Source organism: Rhodococcus yunnanensis NBRC 103083 (assembly GCF_001895005.1).
Classification (GTDB): Bacteria; Actinomycetota; Actinomycetes; order Mycobacteriales; family Mycobacteriaceae; genus Rhodococcoides; species Rhodococcoides yunnanense.
In genome coordinates this window covers 657,532-677,811 of the sequence record NZ_BCXH01000001.1, presented here as the reverse complement: position 1 = coordinate 677,811, position 20,280 = coordinate 657,532, and the positions used below count along the sequence as shown (strand labels likewise).

General features: G+C 64.0%; 21 protein-coding genes. 9 read left to right on the top strand and 12 right to left on the bottom strand.

Going from position 1 to position 20,280, the window contains the following annotated elements; genetic code table 11:
• Positions 1 to 9: 9 nt before the first annotated feature.
• Positions 10 to 711 (bottom strand): alpha/beta fold hydrolase, encoded by a 702-nt coding sequence (locus RY1_RS03020; RefSeq protein WP_072801984.1) that lies wholly within the window; start codon positions 709 to 711, stop codon positions 10 to 12.
• Positions 712 to 876: 165 nt separating this feature from the next.
• On the opposite strand from RY1_RS03020, the gene RY1_RS03015 reads away from it, so the two are divergent.
• Positions 877 to 1,254: an OB-fold nucleic acid binding domain-containing protein gene (locus RY1_RS03015; protein WP_072802286.1), complete on the top strand. Its 378-nt coding sequence runs from the start codon at positions 877 to 879 to the stop codon at positions 1,252 to 1,254.
• Positions 1,255 to 1,282: 28 nt separating this feature from the next.
• Positions 1,283 to 1,978 carry a DUF3159 domain-containing protein gene (locus tag RY1_RS03010; RefSeq protein WP_072801983.1) on the top strand — a complete coding sequence of 232 codons (696 nt, stop codon included), beginning with the start codon at positions 1,283 to 1,285 and terminating at the stop codon, positions 1,976 to 1,978.
• On the opposite strand, the gene RY1_RS03005 is transcribed toward RY1_RS03010, so the two are convergent.
• The 3 genes from RY1_RS03005 to RY1_RS02995 are packed head-to-tail and all read right to left on the bottom strand — an operon-like array spanning position 1,938 to position 3,627.
• Positions 1,938 to 2,231 carry a GNAT family N-acetyltransferase gene (locus RY1_RS03005; protein WP_072801982.1) on the bottom strand — a complete coding sequence of 98 codons (294 nt, stop codon included), beginning with the start codon at positions 2,229 to 2,231 and terminating at the stop codon, positions 1,938 to 1,940. The two genes, RY1_RS03010 and RY1_RS03005, sit on opposite strands and share 41 nt — an antisense overlap.
• 40 nt (positions 2,232 to 2,271) lie before the next feature.
• The gene (locus RY1_RS03000) at positions 2,272 to 2,931 is read right to left on the bottom strand and encodes a potassium channel family protein (RefSeq protein ID WP_072801981.1); all 660 of its coding nucleotides are present in this window, start codon (positions 2,929 to 2,931) and stop codon (positions 2,272 to 2,274) included.
• A 30-nt stretch (positions 2,932 to 2,961) separates the two neighbouring features.
• Positions 2,962 to 3,627, bottom strand: a complete 666-nt coding sequence (locus RY1_RS02995; RefSeq protein WP_072801980.1) for a potassium channel family protein — start codon at positions 3,625 to 3,627, stop codon at positions 2,962 to 2,964.
• Positions 3,628 to 3,866: 239 nt separating this feature from the next.
• Here RY1_RS02995 and RY1_RS02990 point away from each other — a divergent pair, with 239 nt between their 5' ends.
• Genes RY1_RS02990 through RY1_RS02980 form a run of 3 tightly spaced genes read left to right on the top strand, consistent with a single transcriptional unit; the run spans position 3,867 to position 8,202 of the window.
• Complete coding sequence (locus RY1_RS02990; RefSeq protein ID WP_072801979.1) at positions 3,867 to 5,864, top strand: APC family permease; 1,998 nt, start codon at positions 3,867 to 3,869, stop codon at positions 5,862 to 5,864.
• A gap of 14 nt (positions 5,865 to 5,878) precedes the next feature.
• Positions 5,879 to 7,144 (top strand): class I SAM-dependent RNA methyltransferase, encoded by a 1,266-nt coding sequence (locus tag RY1_RS02985; RefSeq protein ID WP_072801978.1) that lies wholly within the window; start codon positions 5,879 to 5,881, stop codon positions 7,142 to 7,144.
• Positions 7,145 to 7,203: 59 nt separating this feature from the next.
• Positions 7,204 to 8,202, top strand: a complete 999-nt coding sequence (locus tag RY1_RS02980) for an ABC transporter substrate-binding protein (protein ID WP_245819466.1) — start codon at positions 7,204 to 7,206, stop codon at positions 8,200 to 8,202.
• 4 nt (positions 8,203 to 8,206) lie between these two features.
• On the opposite strand, the gene RY1_RS30040 is transcribed toward RY1_RS02980, so the two are convergent.
• Complete coding sequence (locus RY1_RS30040) at positions 8,207 to 8,368, bottom strand: hypothetical protein (RefSeq protein WP_169914547.1); 162 nt, start codon at positions 8,366 to 8,368, stop codon at positions 8,207 to 8,209.
• A gap of 25 nt (positions 8,369 to 8,393) precedes the next feature.
• Between RY1_RS30040 and RY1_RS02975 the strand changes: the two genes are divergently transcribed.
• Complete coding sequence (locus RY1_RS02975; protein WP_072801977.1) at positions 8,394 to 8,918, top strand: CGNR zinc finger domain-containing protein; 525 nt, start codon at positions 8,394 to 8,396, stop codon at positions 8,916 to 8,918.
• 7 nt (positions 8,919 to 8,925) lie between these two features.
• Here the strand turns inward: RY1_RS02975 and RY1_RS02970 are convergent, their stop codons facing one another.
• Together RY1_RS02970 and RY1_RS02965 are read right to left on the bottom strand one after the other, a co-directional pair.
• Positions 8,926 to 9,765, bottom strand: a complete 840-nt coding sequence (locus RY1_RS02970) for an ABC transporter permease (protein ID WP_072801976.1) — start codon at positions 9,763 to 9,765, stop codon at positions 8,926 to 8,928.
• Complete coding sequence (locus RY1_RS02965; RefSeq protein ID WP_072801975.1) at positions 9,762 to 10,745, bottom strand: ATP-binding cassette domain-containing protein; 984 nt, start codon at positions 10,743 to 10,745, stop codon at positions 9,762 to 9,764. The genes RY1_RS02970 and RY1_RS02965 overlap by 4 nt, the downstream gene beginning before the upstream one ends.
• Before the next feature lie 126 nt (positions 10,746 to 10,871).
• Here RY1_RS02965 and RY1_RS02960 point away from each other — a divergent pair, with 126 nt between their 5' ends.
• Positions 10,872 to 11,621: a sigma-70 family RNA polymerase sigma factor gene (locus RY1_RS02960; RefSeq protein WP_072801974.1), complete on the top strand. Its 750-nt coding sequence runs from the start codon at positions 10,872 to 10,874 to the stop codon at positions 11,619 to 11,621.
• Positions 11,618 to 12,370: an anti-sigma factor gene (locus tag RY1_RS02955; RefSeq protein WP_072801973.1), complete on the top strand. Its 753-nt coding sequence runs from the start codon at positions 11,618 to 11,620 to the stop codon at positions 12,368 to 12,370. Before RY1_RS02960 ends, RY1_RS02955 begins: the two co-directional genes overlap by 4 nt.
• A gap of 40 nt (positions 12,371 to 12,410) precedes the next feature.
• Here the strand turns inward: RY1_RS02955 and glsA are convergent, their stop codons facing one another.
• Positions 12,411 to 14,237, bottom strand: coding sequence for a glutaminase A (glsA, locus tag RY1_RS02950; protein ID WP_072801972.1), 1,827 nt, complete (start codon positions 14,235 to 14,237; stop codon positions 12,411 to 12,413).
• A 219-nt stretch (positions 14,238 to 14,456) separates the two neighbouring features.
• On the opposite strand from glsA, the gene dxs reads away from it, so the two are divergent.
• Positions 14,457 to 16,337 carry a 1-deoxy-D-xylulose-5-phosphate synthase gene (gene dxs / locus RY1_RS02945; RefSeq protein ID WP_072802284.1) on the top strand — a complete coding sequence of 627 codons (1,881 nt, stop codon included), beginning with the start codon at positions 14,457 to 14,459 and terminating at the stop codon, positions 16,335 to 16,337.
• On the opposite strand, the gene RY1_RS02940 is transcribed toward dxs, so the two are convergent.
• The 4 genes from RY1_RS02940 to RY1_RS02925 all read right to left on the bottom strand — a co-directional run bounded on the left by RY1_RS02940 (position 16,334) and on the right by RY1_RS02925 (position 20,235).
• The gene (locus tag RY1_RS02940) at positions 16,334 to 17,596 is read right to left on the bottom strand and encodes an alpha/beta hydrolase family protein (RefSeq protein WP_072801971.1); all 1,263 of its coding nucleotides are present in this window, start codon (positions 17,594 to 17,596) and stop codon (positions 16,334 to 16,336) included. The two genes, dxs and RY1_RS02940, sit on opposite strands and share 4 nt — an antisense overlap.
• A 52-nt stretch (positions 17,597 to 17,648) precedes the next feature.
• On the bottom strand, positions 17,649 to 17,933 hold the full coding sequence (locus RY1_RS02935; RefSeq protein ID WP_072801970.1) for a YciI family protein: 285 nt from the start codon (positions 17,931 to 17,933) through the stop codon (positions 17,649 to 17,651).
• A gap of 40 nt (positions 17,934 to 17,973) precedes the next feature.
• Entirely contained in the window at positions 17,974 to 19,371 is a 1,398-nt protein-coding gene (locus tag RY1_RS02930) for a sugar porter family MFS transporter (RefSeq protein ID WP_072801969.1), read from the bottom strand.
• A gap of 108 nt (positions 19,372 to 19,479) precedes the next feature.
• Entirely contained in the window at positions 19,480 to 20,235 is a 756-nt protein-coding gene (locus RY1_RS02925) for an SDR family oxidoreductase (protein WP_072801968.1), read from the bottom strand.
• Positions 20,236 to 20,280 lie beyond the last annotated feature (45 nt).

Below are 20,280 nucleotides of genomic sequence, written 5' to 3'. Positions count from 1 at the left end.
TTCGGCTGTTCAGCCGTACAGCATCGCACCGAGTTCCCGAACTGCACGATCGCCGACCACGCCCGGGTCTCGGCCGATGTCGTCGAGTGTGACGGTGGACAACCTCGACCGTGGGATCTCGGTGTGCCATGTCTGCGCGACCGCGAACGGATGCACCGGGTCGTCGACGGCACCGACGATGGCGGTCGGTGCCTCTGTGCGACGTAGCTCGTCGATCGTGGGGGCCACGTAGTTCGCTGCCTCGTCGAGCGCCGAGGGAAGATGCGGCCACTGCGACGCCCAGGATCTCGTCAGCGTTGCCGCGAGCCACTCGGGAGTGGACGAGGCCATCGCCGCGGTCACGTGGGCCAGGCCGTGCGCGGTCAGCTGAGCGGACGTGTACCGAGCGCTGAGCGCAGCCGGGGCGTCTCCCGGTAGGCCCAACCACGGCGGCAGTACTGCCAGCACTCCGGTAACTGCGCTCGGGTGTCGTCGTGCCCAGGACAGTGCCACAGCTGCCCCGATGGAGATTCCGCCGACGACGATGGGGCCGTGTTGCCGGGCGGTCTCGACGAGGAGATCCTCGTACCCTCCGACGATGCGTCTCGGGTCGGGGACGGCCGCCACCGCTGTGATACCCACCTGCCGCAGCGGGCGCGCGAAGGCGTCGTATGCGAACGTCGCGTCGGAGCCGGTACCGGGAAGGACGACGGCATGTGTGGCCCACTTCATTCGGCCGATTGTGCCTGGTCGTACCGGGCGGCGAACGTGCGCCCCTGAATCACCGAAAGCGCGGGATGGTGCCGGTTGGCTGCGCCGGGCATGCGGGTCTACAGTGGCGGTTGTACAGGCCTTTACCCGAGGAAAACCCGTCGCAGAATGCTCCAGGAGCTGACCATGGCACCCGCTGCCGCAGGATACTTTCGCCGTCTCACGCGAAAGCTGACCGAGGACGTCGATCAGCTCGACGCCGAAGAGATGGCGGAGACGTCGGAGGCATCGGGAGCACGTCGTGCCTGCGATTGTTCGCGAGGCGAGGAAGTCACCATGTTGGGTCGGCTGCGCAGCGTGGAAACATGCTCGAAGGCAGCCAACGCCAACATCGAGGCCGAGTTCTTCGACGGCACCGACCCGGTCACACTCGTGTGGATCGGGCGACGCAAGATTGCGGGCATCGAGCCGGGCAAGACCGTCTTGATCAAGGGACGCGTGGGGGAGCGAGACGGTCGCAAGATCGTCTACAACCCCTACTACGAACTCCGCGACGAATCCTGACCCTCCGCCGTGTGGCACCCTCGTTGTCGTGACTGACAGTGACGGCCGAGCACCAGAAGGCCAGACGACCGAACCCCCGCCCAGGAAAGAAACCATCCTGGAGCAGCTGGGAGGCTTGTCGGGTCTGGTGTCCTCGACGCTCCCGGTAGTCGTCTTCGTGCCCGCCAACAGCTTCTTCGGCCTCGCAGCGGCCATCTGGACCGCGCTCGCAGTCGCTCTGGGTGTGATGATCTGGCGTCTGGTCAAGCGCACACCGATTCAGCCTGCGATCTCCGGCTTCTTCGGAGTGGGAATCTGCGCGTTCATCGCGTACCGAACCGGCGACGCCAAAGGCTATTTCCTGTTCGGGATCTACACCAGTCTCGTCTACGGGGCTGTGTTCCTGGTCTCGATCATCGCGCGCTGGCCGCTCGTCGGTGTCGCGTGGGGTTACTTGAACGGCGGAGGAACCCGATGGCGCTCGAACCGGCGTTCGGTGTACTCGTACGACATCGCCACGGCGGCCTGGGCGCTCGTCTTCGGCGCCCGTTACCTGGTGCAGTCGCAGCTGTACGACTCCGATCAGACCGGGTGGCTCGCAGTCGCACGTATCGGCATGGGATGGCCGTTGACGGGAGTCGCGTTGCTGGTCACCTTCTGGGCGGTCCGCCGGGCGGACCGCGCACTGGACGACGCGACCGAACTCACACCACCAGATCCTGATACTCGGGATGCTTCGCGATGAAGCGAACCACATAGCTGCATTCGGGTCGCACCCGCAGTGAACGGCGTCGAAGATCGTCGAGTGCGCCGCGTACGAGAACACCTGCGAAGCCGAATCCCTCGAACTGAGGGTAGATCTCGGTGTGCAGGAAGGTCACGACGTCGCCATCGCGGGAGTAGTTCTCGATACCGGCCACCTGAGTGTCGTGCAGAATTTCGTACCGGCTTCGTTCGGGTGCGTCGAGGACGACGGCGTTCTCCGTGGAAATGGTCATGTCAGCACCAAGTTCCTGCAGCGCGAATTCATTCCGCGACTCACGCCAGACCGACCGCGGCTCGAAGTTCGCCCTCGACCTCGACCGACGCGACGAAGAGTAGTTCGTCTCCGCCTTCGAGTGGGTCGTCCTGCTGCGGCACGATGACACGACCGCCACGCAGAATCGTCACCAACGCCGCATCACGTGGCAAGGACAGCTTCCTGACGGGTTTGCCTGCCAGCGGCGTGTTGTCGGGCAGCGTCACTTCCACGAGATTCGCCTGACCCTTGCGGAAGGTCATCAGGTGTACGAGGTCGCCGACCGAGACTGCCTCCTCGACGAGCGAGGCGAGCATCCGCGGGGTGGACACCGCGACGTCGACTCCCCACGAGGAGTCGAACAGCCACTCGTTTCGAGGATCGTTGACGCGGGCGACGACGCGGTCGACACCGAATTCGGTTTTCGCCAGCAGGCTGAGAACCAGATTGGCCTTGTCGTCTCCGGTTGCGGCGATCACCACGTCGTAGGTCTCCAGTTTCGACGCTTCGAGGAGGGTCAGTTCGCAGGCGTCGGCGAGCACCCACTCCGCCTCGGGGATGGCCTCGGGATCGACGTGGTCGAGCTTGCGTTCGAGGAGCATCACCGTGTGCTCACTTCGGAGCAGCTCGCGGGCAATGGATCTACCGACGGCGCCTGCTCCGGCGATTGCGACTCTCATGAATTCCCGTTCGTCTCGATGCGGATGTGACTAGTCGTCCGAAGGCGGGGGATTGCCCGCGAGCGCAATTGCCTCGGCCACGGTTCCGGACACCGCGGCGACGTAGATCTCGTCGTCCGCCTGGATGACGGTCTTCTTGTCGGGAAGCAGACCCGTGCCGAAGCGGATGATGAATGCGACTCGGGAGTGGGTGGCCTCCTCGAGCGATGCCAGCTTCTTACCGACCCACCCGTCGTTGATCTCGAGCTGCACCACCGCGACGCTTCCCGACGGGTCACGCCACTTCGTCGTCGGATCGTCGCGGAGCAAATTGTGCAGAAAACGGTCGGTCGCCCACGGAACCGTGGCCACGGTGGGAATTCCCAGACGTTCGTAGACGGCAGCGCGTTTTGCGTCGTAGATCCGCGCGACGACCTTGTCGACGCCGAAGGTCTCCCTGGCGACGCGCGCGGCGATGATGTTGGAATTGTCGCCCGACGAGACGGCAGCGAAGGCCTCCGCCTTCTCGATGCCGGCTCGAACGAGTACGTCGCGGTCGAATCCCATTCCGACGACCCGATGTCCGTCGAACTCTGGGGGCAGGCGCAGGAAGGCGTTCTCGTCGCGATCGATGATCGAGACCTCGTGTCCGATCCGCTGCAGCGCGCCTGCCAGGGATGCGCCGACTCGGCCGCACCCCATCACCACTACGTACACAGCCCAGCTCCGTTCGGATGTCGTACATCTCGTGCGTCGGAAGGTACCGACTGTCGGGCAGTGATACCCACGCAGTACACAAAGGTAACGGCCCGGGCCCGTGCATTCGACCGGACCCGCTCGACGTGATGCCGGAGTCGGGCATTTCGGGATCGGCGCGGTGATGGCCGACGGCCGGTTCGGCGCGCCGAGGGTGCTCCGATGGTGGGGAGTGAACCGGACGGCCTACGCTTTGCACCGTGTCCAAGCTTTCGACCGCCGCCAAGCGGCTCGTGCTCGGTAGGCCGTTCCGCAGCGACAAGCTCGGTCACACGCTCCTTCCCAAGCGCATCGCTCTTCCCGTGTTCGCCTCCGACGCCATGTCCTCGGTCGCGTACGCGCCGGAGGAGATCTTTCTCGTTCTCTCGGTGGCAGGCATCTCCGCGTACGCGTTCACCCCGTGGATCGGTCTCGCAGTCTGTGTGGTGATGGCCGTTGTTGTCGCCAGTTACCGGCAGAACGTGCACGCGTATCCGTCCGGGGGCGGCGACTACGAGGTGGCCACCACCAACCTCGGACCGACGGCGGGGTTGACGGTCGGCAGTGCCCTCCTCGTGGACTATGTCCTCACCGTTGCCGTGTCCATCTCGGCGGCCGCGTCGAACATAGGTTCCGCAGTGCCTCTCGTCGCTCAACACAAAGTCCTGTTCGCGGTCGTGGCGATCGTGCTCATCACCGCGATCAACCTGCGCGGGATCCGCGAATCCGGGGCAGCGTTCGCGATTCCGACCTATGCCTTCATGGTCGGGATGGTTCTGATGCTGGCCTGGGGGCTGATCCGGGTCTACGTGCTCGGTGAGAACCTGCAGGCCGAATCGGCGTCGTTCGAACTCAAGGCGGAGGATTCGCATCTGTACGGCATCGCCTTCGCGTTCCTGATCGCACGGGCGTTCTCCTCGGGATGTGCCGCTCTGACAGGTGTCGAAGCGATCAGCAATGGCGTGCCCGCGTTCCGTAAACCCAAGTCCCGCAATGCTGCGACGACGCTGCTTCTCCTCGGCGTCATCGGCATCACGCTGCTGATGGGCATCATCGTTCTGGCGCAGAAGATCGGCATCAAGTACGCACTCGATCCGCAGGAACAACTGATCGGCGCTCCCGAGGGTTACCACCAGAAGACGCTCATCGCGCAGCTCGCGGAGTCGGTGTTCTCGGGATTCCCCATCGGGTTCTTCTTCATCACCATCGTCACGGCGCTGATCCTCGTCCTGGCCGCCAACACGGCGTTCAACGGATTTCCTGTGCTCGGTTCGGTGTTGGCGCAGGATCGGTATCTGCCCCGCCAGCTGCACACTCGGGGCGACCGTCTCGCATTCAGCAACGGCATCCTGTTCCTCTCCGGAGCGGCCATCGCGTTCGTCGTCGTGTTCGGCGCCGAAGTGACCAAACTCATCCAGCTCTACATCGTCGGTGTGTTCGTCTCGTTCACGCTGAGCCAGACCGGAATGATCCGGCACTGGACACGACTGTTGCGCGCCGAACAAGATCAGGAACAGCGACGTCGCATGTTTCGTTCGCGCATCGTCAACAGCGTGGGTTTGGCGATGACGGCGACAGTGTTGGTGATCGTGCTGATCACGAAGTTCGCCGCGGGTGCATGGATTGCCATCGTGGCGATGATCGCCATCTTCGTTCTGATGCGGATGATCAGGCGGCACTACGACACCGTTGCCAGGGAACTGGAGAACGAGGAATGGGACGGTGTGCTACCCAGCCGCACCCATTCGATCGTGTTGGTCAGCAAACTGCACATGCCGACCATGCGTGCTCTCGCCTACGCGCGTGCCACTCGTCCGGACACCCTCGAAGCGATCACCGTCAACGTCGACGAGGTGGACACACGGACGTTGGTGCGTCAGTGGGAATCGAGCGATGTCACCGTTCCGCTCAAGGTCGTCGAATCGCCGTATCGCGAGATCACGAAACCGGTGCTCGACTACGTCAAACGCGTCCGAAGGGATTCCCCTCGCGACGTTGTCACCGTTTTCATACCCGAGTACGTCGTCGGACATTGGTGGGAGCAGATACTGCACAACCAGAGCGCGCTGCGCCTGAAGAGTCGCCTCCTGTTCCAACCCGGTGTGATGGTCACGAGTGTGCCGTGGCAGCTGCACTCGTCGGAGAAGGCGAAGCGGGAGTCGATCGAGAACGCGCCAGGTGCCTCGCGCCGCGGCTACGAACCGCCGTCGGCAAAGTAAGAAGGATCGAGTCGATGACGGAAAACTGGACGGGACGCACGATCGAGGTCACCCTCGGGTCAGCGGGACACGGAGGATTCTGTGTTGCGCGGCACGACGGGCGAGTGATGTTCGTCCGGCACGGCCTGCCAGGCGAGGTCGTGCTCGCCAAGGTGACCGAGGATCGCGGTGGTTCGTTCTGCCGCGCCGACGCGATCGAGATCGTGACGGCGTCCGACGATCGGGTTGCTCCCGTATGCCCGATCTCGGGGCCGGGTGGCTCCGGATGCTGCGACTACTCGCACGCGAGCCTGTCGGCGGGACGCGCGATGAAATCGGCTGTGGTGAACGAGCAACTTCGCCGCATCGCGGGCATCGACGTCGAGGTGACCGTCGAGGAGTTGCCGCTCACCGACGACGGAACCGGATGGCGCACCCGAGTCAGGCTCGCGTGCGATGGCAGCGGCCGCGCAGGATTCCACCGATTCCGCAGTTCGACGATCGTGACCGATCTCTCGTGCCCGCAGGTAGTCCCCGGAATGTTCGAGGGGTTGGCCGACGCCTCCTGGCGGCCCGGTAGTGAACTCGCAGTTGCGTTCGACAGCGCGGGGGAGCGTCACGTCGTCGAAATCGCACCGGCGGCGGTATCGACGACCGGTCGGCGTTCTCCAGGCAGACGCGGCGCGTCGGCGCGCCGAGCCGCGTCGTCTCGTCCACGTTCCGAGCGGCCGGTGTCGGGCAGTGGTCGTGTGCACGAAACCGTGTCGGGCCGCGAATGGGAGCTCGACGCGACCGGTTTCTGGCAGGCACATCGAGGTGCCGCACAGGCGTACAGCGACGTCGTGGCCGACTGGGCCGACATCGGCCGCGGTGAGGTGGCCTGGGATCTGTACGGCGGTGTCGGTGTCTTCGCCGCGAGCGTTGCGGCGGGGGCCGGGCAGGACGGCCAGGTCGTCAGCGTCGAGTTCTCGCGGCGCGCCGCGGCCGACGGTTCGGCAGCTCTCGCGGACCTGACACAGGTCAGGTTCGCGCCGGGACGCGTGGAACGGTCGATCGAGTCGCTTCCGTCGCCTGATGTCGTCGTCCTCGACCCGCCGCGTGCAGGTGCGGGCAAGGATGTCGTCGCTGCTGTCGCGGCATCGGCGCCGCGCCGGATAGTGCACATCGGCTGCGATCCGGCGTCTTTCGCCCGTGACGTCGGTCTGTACCGGCAGGCGGGATTCGAACTGGAGTCACTTCGCGGCTTCGATGCCTTTCCGCTGACACATCATGTGGAGTGCATCGCTCTGTTCGTTCGGTGACGTGAGAGCTGGCTCCCTGCCGACAGTGCGTGTGCCGTAGTTTCGCAGGAGTGATCTCGTTGAAACCTATACTTTCGGCCCGCCGCACTGTCGCGACCGCGGTCATCCTGGCCGCTGTCGGTAGCGTGCTCTCGTGTTCCTCGTCCGCAGAGGACTCGCCGGAAAGCGTTCCGGCTTCCGGCGGAGCGTTTCCGGTGACGGTCGATACCAAATTCGGTGACGTGACCGTGGATTCGCGCCCGGAACGCGTCGTCGCACTGGGGTGGGCGGATGCCGAAACAGCTCTTGCGCTCGGTGTCGAGCCGGTCGGGGCCAGCGACTGGTTGGCGTTCGGCGGAGACGGCGTCGGACCATGGGCGGACGGGCTCTACACCTCGTCACCCGAGATCATCGGCACACAGGAACCGTCCTACGAAGCCGTCGCTGCGCTGGAGCCCGACGTCATCCTCGACACCAAGAGCTCCGGTGACCAGGCCCGGTACGACCGGTTGTCGCAGATCGCGCCGACCATCGCATTGCCGGAAGGCGCCGACAACTACCTGACGACGGTCGAGCAGCAGGTCACGATGATCGCGTCGGCGCTGGGGGAGACCGACAAGGGCGCCGAGCTGTTGGACGGACTCGACGCCGACTTCACTGCTGCGGCAGCCGAGAACCCGGAGTTCGCAGGAAAGACGATCACCGTGGGGGCGTTCAGCGGAACAGGGTTCGGGGCGTACATCTCCGACAGCACCCGGCTGCTTTTCATGAAGAAACTCGGATTCGTCTCCAACCCAGCTGTCGACGCGTTGACTCCCAAGGGATTCTCGGTGCCGATATCGGAGGAGAACCTGGACACTCTCGATGCCGATGTGGTGGTGATCTTCCCGATCGAGAAATCGCCGACCGAGGTCACCGACAATCCGCTGTTCCAACGGATACCAGCCGTGCGCGACGGACGGTTCCTGGTGTTCGACGATCCGGTCGTCGCGAAGTCCTATTCGACCAATTCCATTCTGTCGCAGGAGTACGCGCTGACGGCGGTGGTTCCGGAGGTAGCGCAGCGCCTGCAGTCCTGACCGATCACCGATCGACGAGGGCCACGAGACCACGGACGGCGAGCGCGGTGGAGACGATGCGCTGCGCGCCGCACGTGCAACGGTGATAGACGACCGTCCCTTCACTCGTCTCGTGGCGGCTCGAGGTGGTCCAGCAATGGTCATGGTGCTCGGGGTGTGTGCTCATGTGTTCACTGTGCTGTAATGGTCTTGTGCATATCAACCCTTACGGAACGTATGCGGTACAGCTGGGTGTCGACCTGTACAACTCACCGCCCGAGTCCGCCGAGGAACTGGGGCGTCGGTGTCGGGAAGGCGGACTCGTCGTCGACACCGAACCCACCGATGCCGACCTGGCCGATACCGCCGTGTTTCTCGCGGACTGGGTCACCGTCGTCGACGCCGACAGCGACGAGGCGCGCGCGAACATCCTCAACGGACTGCTGGCGAGCGCATCCGCATATCCGCGAGTGACCAATCACGCCGACGACGGTTGGCACATGCACTATCGCGACCCGAACATTGCGCTCGGATCCGTGGTCAGAGCGCTCGTTGCCGTCGGGACCGCGTTGCATCTCACCGGACGCGGCATGTCCCGGCTGGGTCGATGCGCCGCCGACGACTGCGATCTCGTGTTCGCCGATGTGTCGAGAACCGGTCGCCAGCGGTACTGCGGCACCGTCTGCTCCAACCGTGATGCCGTGCGCCGTCACCGGGCGCGAACGGTGTTGCGGTAGCGGGTCCCTACGTCTTGCGGTTGTACAGGCGCATCGTTATCGGACCGAAGATCACCAGGAAACCCGCGCACATTGCTGCCGTGACTGCGAGCGCGGTCACATCGGGATCGCCTGCCATCAGCGAACGGATCGAGGTGACCAGGAAGCTCACCGGGTTGACCTCGACGAAGGCTCGGAGCCACCCGGGCATTGTCTGCGGGTCGACGAAGATGTTGCTGGCGAACGTCAGCGGAAACAGGATGAACATCGACACGCCCATGACAGCGGCTTCGGTGCGCACGATCATCGCGATCATCGTCCACACCCACGACAGGCAGAACGAGAACACCAGCAGCAGCACGATCGAGGCCACCACGCCCGGAACGCCACCGGCCGGCCGAAAGCCGATGATCACGCCGAGGATCAGCACGATCACCGACGCGAGCGTGTATCGGGCCACATCGCCGAACAACGCCCCGACCAGGGGAGACGGGCGCCAGATCGGCAACGAACGGAACCGGTCGAAGACTCCCTTCTCGATGTCCTTGTTGAGGGTGACGCCGGTGTACATGGTGATCATGACGACCGTCTGCACGAGAATGCCGGGAAGCAGGAACTGGATGTAGGCCTCGGTCGATCCTGCGAGTGCACCGCCGAAGAGGTAGGTGAACAGCAGGGTGAACATGATGGGGAACATCGTCACGTCGAACAGTTGCTCGGGGACGTGCTTGATCCGCAGGAGTGCTCGCCACCCGAACGAGAGCGACGTCGACAGTGCCGACGGCCGGGGCGGGCGGGGCCCAGCGGTGCGAAGAACGTCCGATATCGCATCGGCCGAGGTCGACGGCGAGGTGGTCGATGTGCTCATGTCGTGTGCTCCCCGACTGTGTCGTCTGCGGTGTCGTTCTCGGTGGTGTGGCCGGTCAACGCGAGAAACACCTCGTCGAGGCTCGGCTGGCCGATGGCGAAGGATGCGATGCCTATTCCGGCTGCTTCGAAGGCAGGCAGAGCTGCGGCGACGGACGATGTCGAATCCAGCCGGGCGGAGATGGCAGCAGAATCTGCTTCTTCGAATACCTGTTCCGCCAGGATGGTGCGCAGAATGTCGGCGGCGGCGCTGCGGCGTGCGGGGTCGAGAACCCGTACGTGCAACGAACCCGAGCCGACCGACGCCTTGAGTTCGCCGGTCGTGCCCTCGGCGATGACCTTGCCTCGGTCGATGACCGCGATTCGACCGGCGAGTTGGTCGGCTTCGTCCAGATACTGCGTGGTCAGCAGAACCGTCGTGCCACCGGCGACCAACGCACGGACGATGTCCCACACCTGGTTTCGGCTTCGTGGGTCGAGACCGGTGGTCGGCTCGTCGAGGAAGATGAGTTCCGGTGTCACGATGATGCTCGCAGCGATGTCGACTCGGCGCCGCATGCCGCCCGAATAGGTCTTCACCTGCCGACTCCCGGCGTCCGCGATTCCGAAGGCCGCGAGCAGTTCCTCCGCGCGCGAGCGCGCTGCCGGGCGGGAATAGCCGTAGAGCCGCGCCAGCAGGACGAGGTTCTCGATTCCGGTGAGATCCTCGTCGAGTGAGGCGAACTGGCCGGTGAGGGAGACTTTGCTGCGGATCGAATCGGCTTCGGTGGCCACATCGTGCCCGAGGACACGTGCGAGCCCGCCGTCGAGCGGAAGAAGTGTCGCCAACATGCGGATCGTGGTGGTCTTTCCGGCACCGTTGGGGCCGAGAACGCCGTACACCCCACCGCTGGGGACGGTCAGGTCGATCCCGTCGACCGCTGTGGTTGCCCCGAACCGCTTGATCAGGCCCAGGGTCTCGATTGCAGGCGTCTGTCCCATTCCTCCAACAATGTCCGATTCGGTCTCGGTGTGCAATTCATTTTCCAACCTCGGCCATCCATTTCGGGTTGTGTGCCGAATATGGTGTGCGGCGGGAAAACGCGGAGGTTTCGGTGTGAGAGCCACATGAGCACTACGCTCTTGATCAATGAACGCGATCAGAGTCGAATCTGTTGGGACCTTGTTCCGGTGAGTACCAGCCCGAGTCCGGGTTCGCCGCACCAGGGAACATCCGATTCAGAAGACAACCCGTCGGTATCCGAAGACGTAGACGGTGCAGCGTGTGCTGTTCCCAGCGCACAGTTGCGCAATCTGCGGGCGGACGAGGCCGAACGACTTCGTCGGCTGATGGCAGCGGTCGCTCAGGGCGATCAACGTGCCTTCAGTGAGTTGTACGACGCCACATCTGCACGTGTATACGGCATGGTGCTGCGTGTTCTTCGTGATCCTGGTTACAGCGAGGAGACGACCCAGGAGGTCTTTCTCCAGATCTGGCGGTCGGCGCCCAACTACGACCCGAACCAGGGGAGCCCGCTCGCCTGGATCATGACCCTGTCGCATCGGCGTGCCGTCGACAGGGTGCGGTCCGAGCAATCGGGAACCGATCGTGAAGCGGCGTACGGCGCGATCAGCCATACACCCGAGCACGACGAGGTGCTGGAGGCCGTGACGCAGCGGCTCGAATCCGACGCCGTGATCGCGTGTCTCGAGACTCTGACCGATACGCAGCGCGAGTCGGTACGAATGGCTTATTACAGCGGTTGGACTTACCGCGAGGTTGCGGAACGGCTCGGGGTCGCCGTACCGACCATCAAATCGCGAATACGGGACGGACTGATCAAGTTGAAGACATGTTTGGGGGTGACACCCTCATGAGCGAGGCATCTCGACAGCGATTGCTCGACGCAGCGGAGGTGTACGCACTCCACGCGGTCAGCTCGGCCGAACAGGCCGAGATCGAACAGGATCTGGAATCGGTCGACTACACGGCCCGTGTCCAGTTCAACATTCTCGTGAGTGAAATTCAGGAGACGTTGGCACTGGCATCGGTGCTCGATGCCACTCCGCCGCCCGAGGAGCTGAAAACTCGCGTCCTGAACGAGATTCCACGCAACGCCCAGGTCGTACCGAGTCCTCGGTCGAACGTGACGTCCATGGCGGGCCACCGCGAGCGTCGAAGCAGCAAGTGGCGCACCACGATCCTCGCCGCCGCGGCTGCCGTCGTCGTCCTTGTCGGTGGCGGAGTCGTTGCCTCGCAGGTCCTCGGCAACGACCCGACACCGACGCAGGCCGAACAGATCGTGGCGTCGCCGGACGCACGGCAGGCCACCGCCGAGTTCCCCGGCGGCGGCACCGCAACCGTGTCGTACTCGCGGGAGTCGGATTCGGTGGTCGTCACGCTCGACGGCGTCGCTACGCCCGAAGCGGGCAAGGACTATCAGATGTGGTTCGTCGACGGCACACCTCGGTCGGTAGGACTGGTGACCTCGGATCAGTTGGCGAACGGCGACGAGACGGTCATCGGCGGCATGGGTGCGTCGACCAACTTCGCGTTCTCGCTCGAGCCTGCAGGCGGTTCCCCACAACCCACCGAGGTGTTGACGATGGTGAGCCTGTCCGCCTAGCGGCGCAGAGCGTGGATCGTGCACTTCGACGTCGGGCGACTCATCGCCCGACGTCGAAGTGCCCCAGCGACTTTATCGCTGTGTTCATCTGCATGTAGGCCCCTGCTGCCAGGTTGCTCAGCAGTGCCAGTTTCACCTCGGGAGCATTGTCGGTCAGCGATCGGAAATCGTCCACCGTCATCACTGCGACGGTCAAGGGTGTGTCCGCGCAGAAGTCCAGCAGGAACCGTGTGCCTGCAAGCAGGGGCATCTCCCCGAAACTCATTCCGGGAGACAGCGTCGAGATTCTCTGCCTGCCGCCGTCGCGGGACTCGTACGTGGAGCTCACCTCGCCCGCGAGTACCAGGAACAGGCCCGCGGCCGAATCGCCAGCCCGCACTATCGTCTCGCCGCGGGCGAAGTGCCTCTGCTCGAGGAGTGCCGCGACCTTCTCGTACTGATCGGCGGTGAGGCCGGTCAGCACAGGATGGTGTTCGGTGGTGATCTTCAACGGTTGCCGAGGTCCGGCGCAGTACCGATCCAGGACCAGCTCTTCGGCCCACCGGATGCCGGAGCCGAGATCGCCGAAGACGCGGCCCGCGGGATCCTCGGGGTCGATGCTCGACGCCGTGCGACCCATTATCCCGCGCGGGTCGACGATGGATGCGCGGCAACCGGTGGCGGCGAGCTGCGTGCGCAGGTTGTCGAACATGGTGCGGGCGATGTCGCTGACCTCGTCGACGCCGCGGACGTCGATCACGAGCGCGTCCAACTCGTCGTCCAGGTTGCCGATCTCTCGCACCGCGGTCTCCGCTCCCGAGAACAACAGATCGCCGTGGAGTTCGTAGACCCTTGCTCGATCCCCGAACCGGGCCAGAGCGTCCTGTTCGGTCTCGCTCCGACGTTTACGTGACGGCGCCTCGCCCACGGTGTAGCGCCCACGAATCGCCGACCTCGCGGCGCGCGTCACGTGCAGGAAGTGCAATTCGAGCTTGCTCGACAGCTCCCGGCACGCCGCGACTCCGCGCACGCTGTTTCCATGCTGATCGAGCCGCGGTGAGTAGACGGCTATGCCCATCTGTCCGGGGAGAACGGCGAGCACTCCGCCGCCGACGCCACTCTTGGCAGGCATGCCCACCCGAGCGACCCAGTCGCCTGCGCCGTCGTACATGCCGCAGGTCGTCATGACGCTCAGTACCCGTTCGACGAGCGCAGGGGACAGGGCGCGTTCCCGTGTTCTCGGGTTGACTCCGTTGTTGGCCATCGTCGCCGCCATCATCGACAGGTCGGCCGCAGTCACGTCGATGGAGCACTGCCGAAAATACAGGTCCACCGCGATATCCGGATCGTCCTCGATGATGTCGAACGAGCGCAGCATGTAGCCGATGGCGCGGTTACGGTTGCCGGTCCTCGCCTCGGATCGGTACACCGCATCGTTGAACGTCAATTGTCTTCCGGCATAGCGCGAGTAGGCCTGCCGAATTCTCTCGAACCTGTCGCCGGGTGACCGACCGGCGATCAACGACGCGGAGGTGATGGCCCCCGCGTTGATCATCGGGTTGCGCGGACGCTCGGTGATCGGATCGAGGCTGATCTCGTTGAACGGCTCACCCGACGGCTCGATGTCGATCTTGCGGGCGACCGCGTCCTCGCCGTTGTCGGCGAGTGCGAGGCCGTACGTGAACGGCTTCGAGATGGATTGAATCGTGAACGAGGTCTGGGTGTCTCCGACCTCGTAGACGTGTCCGTCGCTCGTCGCCAGTGCGATCCCGAATCCGTCGGCGGCCACCGCAGCAAGTTCCGGAATGTAGTCGGCCACCGCTCCCGACGTGTTGTCTCGGCACACGTCGAAGACATGTCGAAGTATCTCGTCCACCACCGTCGTCATGAGGTAACCCTATTCTGCGAGCACCGGGTTCGATGTGACGATGGACGCCGCGCCGTGGTTGGGCGCACGCGCCGGTCCACAGTATTGTCGATTGAAACGTGTTTCTCGAAAGGGTTCGCCCCGCGACAGGCTACGTAGACTGTGCTGATCGAGAGTTCGTGTCGATCGGTGGTACGACTGCAAGGACCGAAAGTTTTCCGGCCGGAGGGAGCGATCTCGTTGGGTGTCCTAGCTCGTGTTCAGACGCCCGAGGACCTGCGCCGATTGGCCCCGTCCGAGGTCTCCGATCTGGCCGAGGAGATTCGTGATTTTCTCGTCGAGAAGGTGTCCGCGACCGGCGGGCATCTAGGGCCCAACCTGGGCGTGGTCGAGCTCACGCTGGCAGTGCATCGCATCTTCTCGTCCCCTGACGACCCGATCATCTTCGACACCGGTCATCAGGCGTACGTGCACAAGATGATCACCGGGCGAACGGGGGCGTTCGACTCGTTGCGCAAGCAGGGCGGACTCTCCGGGTATCCCTCTCGCGCCGAGAGCGAACACGACTGGGTCGAGTCCTCGCACGCGTCGGCGTCTCTGTCCTACGCGGACGGTCTGGCCAAGGCATTCCAGCTGACCGGACAGACGGATCGTCATGTCGTGGCGATCGTCGGCGACGGCGCACTGACCGGTGGTATGTGCTGGGAAGCACTCAACAACATCGCCGCAGGCAAAGACCGCTCGCTGGTCATCGTCGTCAACGACAACGGTCGCTCGTACGCCCCGACGATCGGTGGTCTCGCCGAGCACCTGGCGGCTCTGCGACTGCAACCCGGTTACGAGCGGATCCTCGACAACGGTCGTCGCATCGTCCGCAAGATCCCGTTCGTGGGAAAGACTGCGTACGCGATGCTCCACGGCATGAAGGCGGGGGTGAAGGACGCGATCAGCCCGCAGGTCCTGTTCACCGACCTCGGCATCAAGTACCTGGGACCAGTCGACGGCCACGACGAACCGGCACTCGAATCTGCGCTGCGCCGAGCGAAGGCGTACGGCGGGCCCGTCATCGTGCACGCGGTGACACGAAAGGGCATGGGCTATGCCCACGCCGAGAACCACGTGGCCGATCAGATGCATGCCACCGGCGTCATCGACCCGCTCACCGGCCTGGCACGCTCCGTCGCTGCACCGGACTGGACGTCGGTGTTCTCCCAGGAGCTGATCGATCGAGCTGCCGAGCGTCGCGACATCGTCGCGATCACAGCAGCGATGGCGGGTCCGACCGGCCTCGCCGCTTTCGGGGAGGCATATCCCGACCGCATGTTCGACGTCGGTATCGCCGAGCAACACGCGATGACGTCTGCTGCGGGTCTCGCGCTCGGTGGGCTCCATCCCGTGGTCGCGGTGTACTCGACATTTCTCAATCGCGCATTCGATCAATTGTTGATGGATGTTGCGTTGCTGAAGCTCCCTGTGACGCTCGTGCTCGATCGTGCTGGCGTGACCGGAGCGGACGGAGCCAGTCACAACGGTATGTGGGACATGTCCCTCCTCGGCATCGTGCCCGGGATGAGGGTGGCTGCCCCGCGCGACTGTGCGACGCTCCGCGAGGAGTTGGGTGAGGCGCTGGCGATCGACGACGGTCCGAGTGCACTTCGATTCCCGAAGGGCGCGGTGACGGAGGACGTGCCTGCGGTTCGGCGACTCGACGGTGTCGTCGATGTGCTCGTCGAGCCCGAGTCCGGCGGCCACGATGTGCTGATCGTCGCGGTGGGCGCATTCGCCGGTCTGGCGCTCGATGCCGCGAAAAAGCTTACTGCCCAAGGGCTCTCGGTGACCGTGGTGGACCCGCGTTGGGTTCTGCCGGTGCCGGAACCGCTGTCGAGATTGGCCGAGGGCTTCCGGCTGGTGGTGACGTTGGAGGATTCCGGCGTACACGGAGGCATCGGGTCCAGCGTGTCTGCTGCGGTCCGCGCCGCCGGAGTCGATACCGCGTGCCGCGATGTCGGTGTGCCGCAACGATTCCTCGATCATGCCTCGCGTGAGCAGATCCACCGCGAGCTCGGGTTGACCTCCGACGACGTCGCTCAGCGAATCGTGGACTGGGTCAAGACGATCTAGTTCGTCGGCAGGGGAGAGTTCACTGCCAACGTCTCGTCCAGCCAATCGAACATTCGCTGATCGGTCAGTAGTCGCGCCATCGGTTGGCAGTGATAGTTGGCTCCCTCGGCGGCGGTGAAGTCGCACAGGTGAACCGGCGCAGCGACGGCGTCGGCCAGGTGTGCGGGTTGTCCGGGCCAGAACTGCTCGTCCTCCGGGTTCGCGATGAACAACGGTGTATCGATCCTGTCGATCACGCCGTCGAGTGTGTATTTGCGTACTTCCATGACCGTGTCGAAGTAGCTGTTCTTGCGGTACGGCCGCGCCCGGAAACTCCATTCGCGTGCAGTCTCTTTCGAGACCTTCATTCCGATCGCCATGTCTCGGTCGAATGCGTTCTTGTTCCCGTCGTCGAGCAGTTCGAGCAGTTTCTTGGGGAAGTGCGCGGTCCAGGAGGCCCCGACGTCGACGACGCCAGGGTCGAGAACGGCTGCGGCGAAACGATGTTCGAACGCCAATGCGCGTGGCACCCAGTATCCGCCTTGACTCACTCCGTACAGAGCTAGCTTATCGCTGTCGACGTCGGGGCGATCGCACACGAAATCGACCACGGGTGTCACAACTGCTTCCCAGTCCGGCCGGAAACCGATTCCGCGTTCGAACAGCATCGACTGCTGCCCGGGTCCGTCGAACATCACGACGTTGTATCCACGGGCAAGCGCTCCAGCGGCTCCCAAGGTCCACAGCGAGCCGATCGACCCGTCGCTGCCGTTGACCATGACGAAGGTGGGCCGCGCGAGAGGCTCGCCCGCAGGACGGAAGAAGTATCCGGGCATGCTCGACCCGTCGTACGGGATCTCGATCCTCTCGGCCGCATGTGACGTCGTGTCCACGAACCGATCCCACGCCGACCGGTGCGAGCGGAACGTGGGCAGGAGATCGTCGTCGCCCTCGAGCCCCGCTACCGAGTTGACCGCAACCGCAAAATAGGTCGACGCCCGAAGATATGCCTGGGACGCGCTGACATCGTGGCCGGCGGCGGCAGAGGCGTCGGCGAAGGCCCGGACGCGAGTTCCGAGTGCCACCCATGCAGCGAACCATCCGTCATGATCGTTCTCGCGCACGGAGGCGATCGCCGAGAGAACCTCACCGGCATCGGATGCTCCGAAAGCTGCAGCGCCCAGGGCGATTCGAACGTCGAAGTCGAAGTCGTCGTTGCGGTAGAAACCGGCGGTGAACGCTTGATGCGGATGAGTCGAGAACGGCAGTGTGCGAGGCATGCACACACAATGCCCGGATGTGGGGTGATCTGCCTCGTGCACTCCGGGAAATTCACCCGCTGAAATCACCCATGGCAGGTGACCATTCCGACACTCTGATGTCCTCGACCAGATCGGCGCGGGCGAAGGGGTCGTGTGAGAACAGGCGTGCGACGGCATCTGCGTCGGCCGCCTGAACGATGAACATTGCACCGCTGTGGTCGGCGAGAGGCCCCGAGGACCGGACGATCTTTCGACGCACCAGTTCCGTCAGCCAGGCTCGGTGATCGGTTCGATGATCGTCTCGGCCTGCGGACGACTCCGGGGTGTACGTGTATTCGACGACGAACATTGCCATTTTCGTCTCCCTCCCTCGGGAGCGTGCGTGAAATGTGCGGTCAGAGAACCATGTCCTCGAGCTCCATTCCCTTCGTCTCGCGAACCTTGAATCTGACGAAGAAGAACGACAGTAGAGCGAAGAATGCGAAAAACGAGTAGATGAATCCGAGCCCGATCGACTGTGTCAACGGCGGGAACGCCAACGTGATGCTGAAGTTGGCGATCCAGTTCGCAGCAGTACTGATTCCCAGGGCGACCGCACGCATGTTGTTGGGGAACATCTCACCGAGCATCACCCACATGATCGGTCCCCAGGTGGCGGCGAAGAAGATGACGAACAGGTTGGCGCCGACGAGTGCGACTGCGCCCCACGGGTCGGGAAGGGTCAGATCGTCGCCGGATCCGATGGCTTGCGTGAACGAAACGGCGGCGAGAACCAGGCCGACGAACATGCCGATCGAGCCGATCGACAGCAGTCGCTTGCGGCCGAATCGGTCGACGAAGAGTATCGCCACGAACGTCATGCTGACGTTGATGATCGAGGTGATCACCGACGTGACGAACGACTGATTCTCACTGAAACCGACCGACTTCCACAGTGTGGTCGAGTAGTAGAAGATCGCGTTGATACCGACGAACTGTTGCAGAATTGCCATGGTGATACCGACCCACACGATCGGTTGCAGGCCGAACTTCGGACCCCTGATATCGGCGAACGACGACTTGGATTCCTTGCGGAGCGTCAGCCGGATTTCCTTGACGCGCTCGGTCGGGTTCACTTCACCGGATACCTCACCGAGGATGCGTGCGGCTTCCTCGTCGAGATGCTTGCCGACGAGATATCGCGGCGATTCCGGGATCAACGTGGCGAGAAACCCGTAGACGAGAGCTGGGACGACCCCGACCAGGAACATCCATCGCCAGGCTTCCATCCCGAACCACAGATCGTTCGACGGCCCTCCGGCCGCGTTCTGCAACACGGCATCCGACAGCAGAGCGGCGAAGATGCCGACGGTGATCGCGAGTTGCTGCAGCGATGCGAGACCGCCGCGGAACCGGGCAGGCGCGATCTCGGAGATGTACGCAGGTGCAATGACCGACGCGATACCGATACCGAGGCCACCGAGCACTCGCCACAGCATCAGATCCGGCACGCTGAACGCGAATCCGGAACCGAGGGACGAGATGGTGAACAACGCCGAGCCGAGCAGCATCACCCGTTTGCGGCCCCAGCTGTCGGCGAGGCGACCGGCGAACCAGGCACCGACTGCGCAACCCAGCAGAGCGATGGCTACCGCGAAACCGGTGACGAACGACGTCAGCCCGAAATTCTCCTGGATCGAATCGACCGCGCCGTTGACGACCGAGCTGTCGAACCCGAAGAGAAAGCCGCCTACAGCCGCAGCGACAGTAACTCCGATGACTTTCGCAGTGTGGCGTTCTGCAGGTTGCGTCATGGCGAACCCAGCTTTCGAGGTGATGTACCAGCAGCGGTGGTGGTCTTGGTCATCATGGACCCGCACCAGGTGTGCCGTGGGAAGAATCGGCGGATTTGCTCCTAAGATTTACGCGCCTGCTCTACCGAGCCAGTCGGTGTAGGTCTGCGTGCCGCGGTCGGCTCCTGGACCGGGCACGAGGGTGCCGTCGCGCATAGCTCGACCGTAGGCACCTGGGATTGGAAGTTCGAGAACCCAGTGCGTGCCGGGAAGTCTCGCCGCGTGGGCGCGAACCATGTTCGCCATGTTCTCCTCGCGAGGACCGCCGAGATCCGAGACATGGCCGGCCGGAGCACCTTCGGCGATATCCACCAGACGCTCGGCCACCTCGCGAGCCGAGACGGGTTGCGAGCGCATCTTCGGCACGACGACGAGGGGACCGAACTTCAGCTGGCCGTAGATCTGGGATGCGAACTCGTGGAACTGCGTCGCCCGCAGGATGGTCCAGGGGATGTCACCGCCTCGGATCGCCTTCTCCTGTGCCACCTTGCCCGCGTAGTAGGCGTGTGGCGCTCTGTCCGATCCGACGATCGACAACGCGACATGATGCTGCACACCCGCTGCCTTCTCGGCGGCGAGCAGATTGTGCGTGACGGTGGTGAAGAAATGCGTGGACTTCTTCGCCGACATCGTCTGTGTCGAGGCCACATCGATCACGGCATCGACGCCTGCGAGGGCGGCGGCCAGCCCGCTTCCCTCCACGAGATCCACACCCGCCGAACGCGAGAGTACGACGACGTCGTGTCCACGGTCTCTGGCGACGTCGACGACGTGCGCGCCCACGGCGCCGGTTCCACCTGCAACTGCGATCTTCGATGAGTTCATGGGTGTAGGACGAGACAGCGCACGCAAATGTAGCGCCAGGGACCG

Coding starts and splice junctions, on each gene's coding strand:
- RY1_RS02970 (WP_072801976.1), bottom strand. CDS start 9,765: ATGAGCACATCGACCACCTCGCCGTCGACCTCGGCCGATGCGATATCG.
- RY1_RS02955 (WP_072801973.1), top strand. CDS start 11,618: ATGAGCGAGGCATCTCGACAGCGATTGCTCGACGCAGCGGAGGTGTAC.
- RY1_RS02960 (WP_072801974.1), top strand. CDS start 10,872: ATGAGCACTACGCTCTTGATCAATGAACGCGATCAGAGTCGAATCTGT.
- RY1_RS02935 (WP_072801970.1), bottom strand. CDS start 17,933: ATGGCAATGTTCGTCGTCGAATACACGTACACCCCGGAGTCGTCCGCA.
- RY1_RS30040 (WP_169914547.1), bottom strand. CDS start 8,368: ATGAGCACACACCCCGAGCACCATGACCATTGCTGGACCACCTCGAGC.
- RY1_RS03015 (WP_072802286.1), top strand. CDS start 877: ATGGCACCCGCTGCCGCAGGATACTTTCGCCGTCTCACGCGAAAGCTG.
- RY1_RS03005 (WP_072801982.1), bottom strand. CDS start 2,231: ATGACCATTTCCACGGAGAACGCCGTCGTCCTCGACGCACCCGAACGA.
- RY1_RS02930 (WP_072801969.1), bottom strand. CDS start 19,371: ATGACGCAACCTGCAGAACGCCACACTGCGAAAGTCATCGGAGTTACT.
- RY1_RS03020 (WP_072801984.1), bottom strand. CDS start 711: ATGAAGTGGGCCACACATGCCGTCGTCCTTCCCGGTACCGGCTCCGAC.
- RY1_RS02965 (WP_072801975.1), bottom strand. CDS start 10,745: ATGGGACAGACGCCTGCAATCGAGACCCTGGGCCTGATCAAGCGGTTC.
- RY1_RS02940 (WP_072801971.1), bottom strand. CDS start 17,596: ATGCCTCGCACACTGCCGTTCTCGACTCATCCGCATCAAGCGTTCACC.
- RY1_RS02985 (WP_072801978.1), top strand. CDS start 5,879: ATGACGGAAAACTGGACGGGACGCACGATCGAGGTCACCCTCGGGTCA.
- RY1_RS03000 (WP_072801981.1), bottom strand. CDS start 2,931: ATGAGAGTCGCAATCGCCGGAGCAGGCGCCGTCGGTAGATCCATTGCC.
- RY1_RS02925 (WP_072801968.1), bottom strand. CDS start 20,235: ATGAACTCATCGAAGATCGCAGTTGCAGGTGGAACCGGCGCCGTGGGC.
- glsA (WP_072801972.1), bottom strand. CDS start 14,237: ATGACGACGGTGGTGGACGAGATACTTCGACATGTCTTCGACGTGTGC.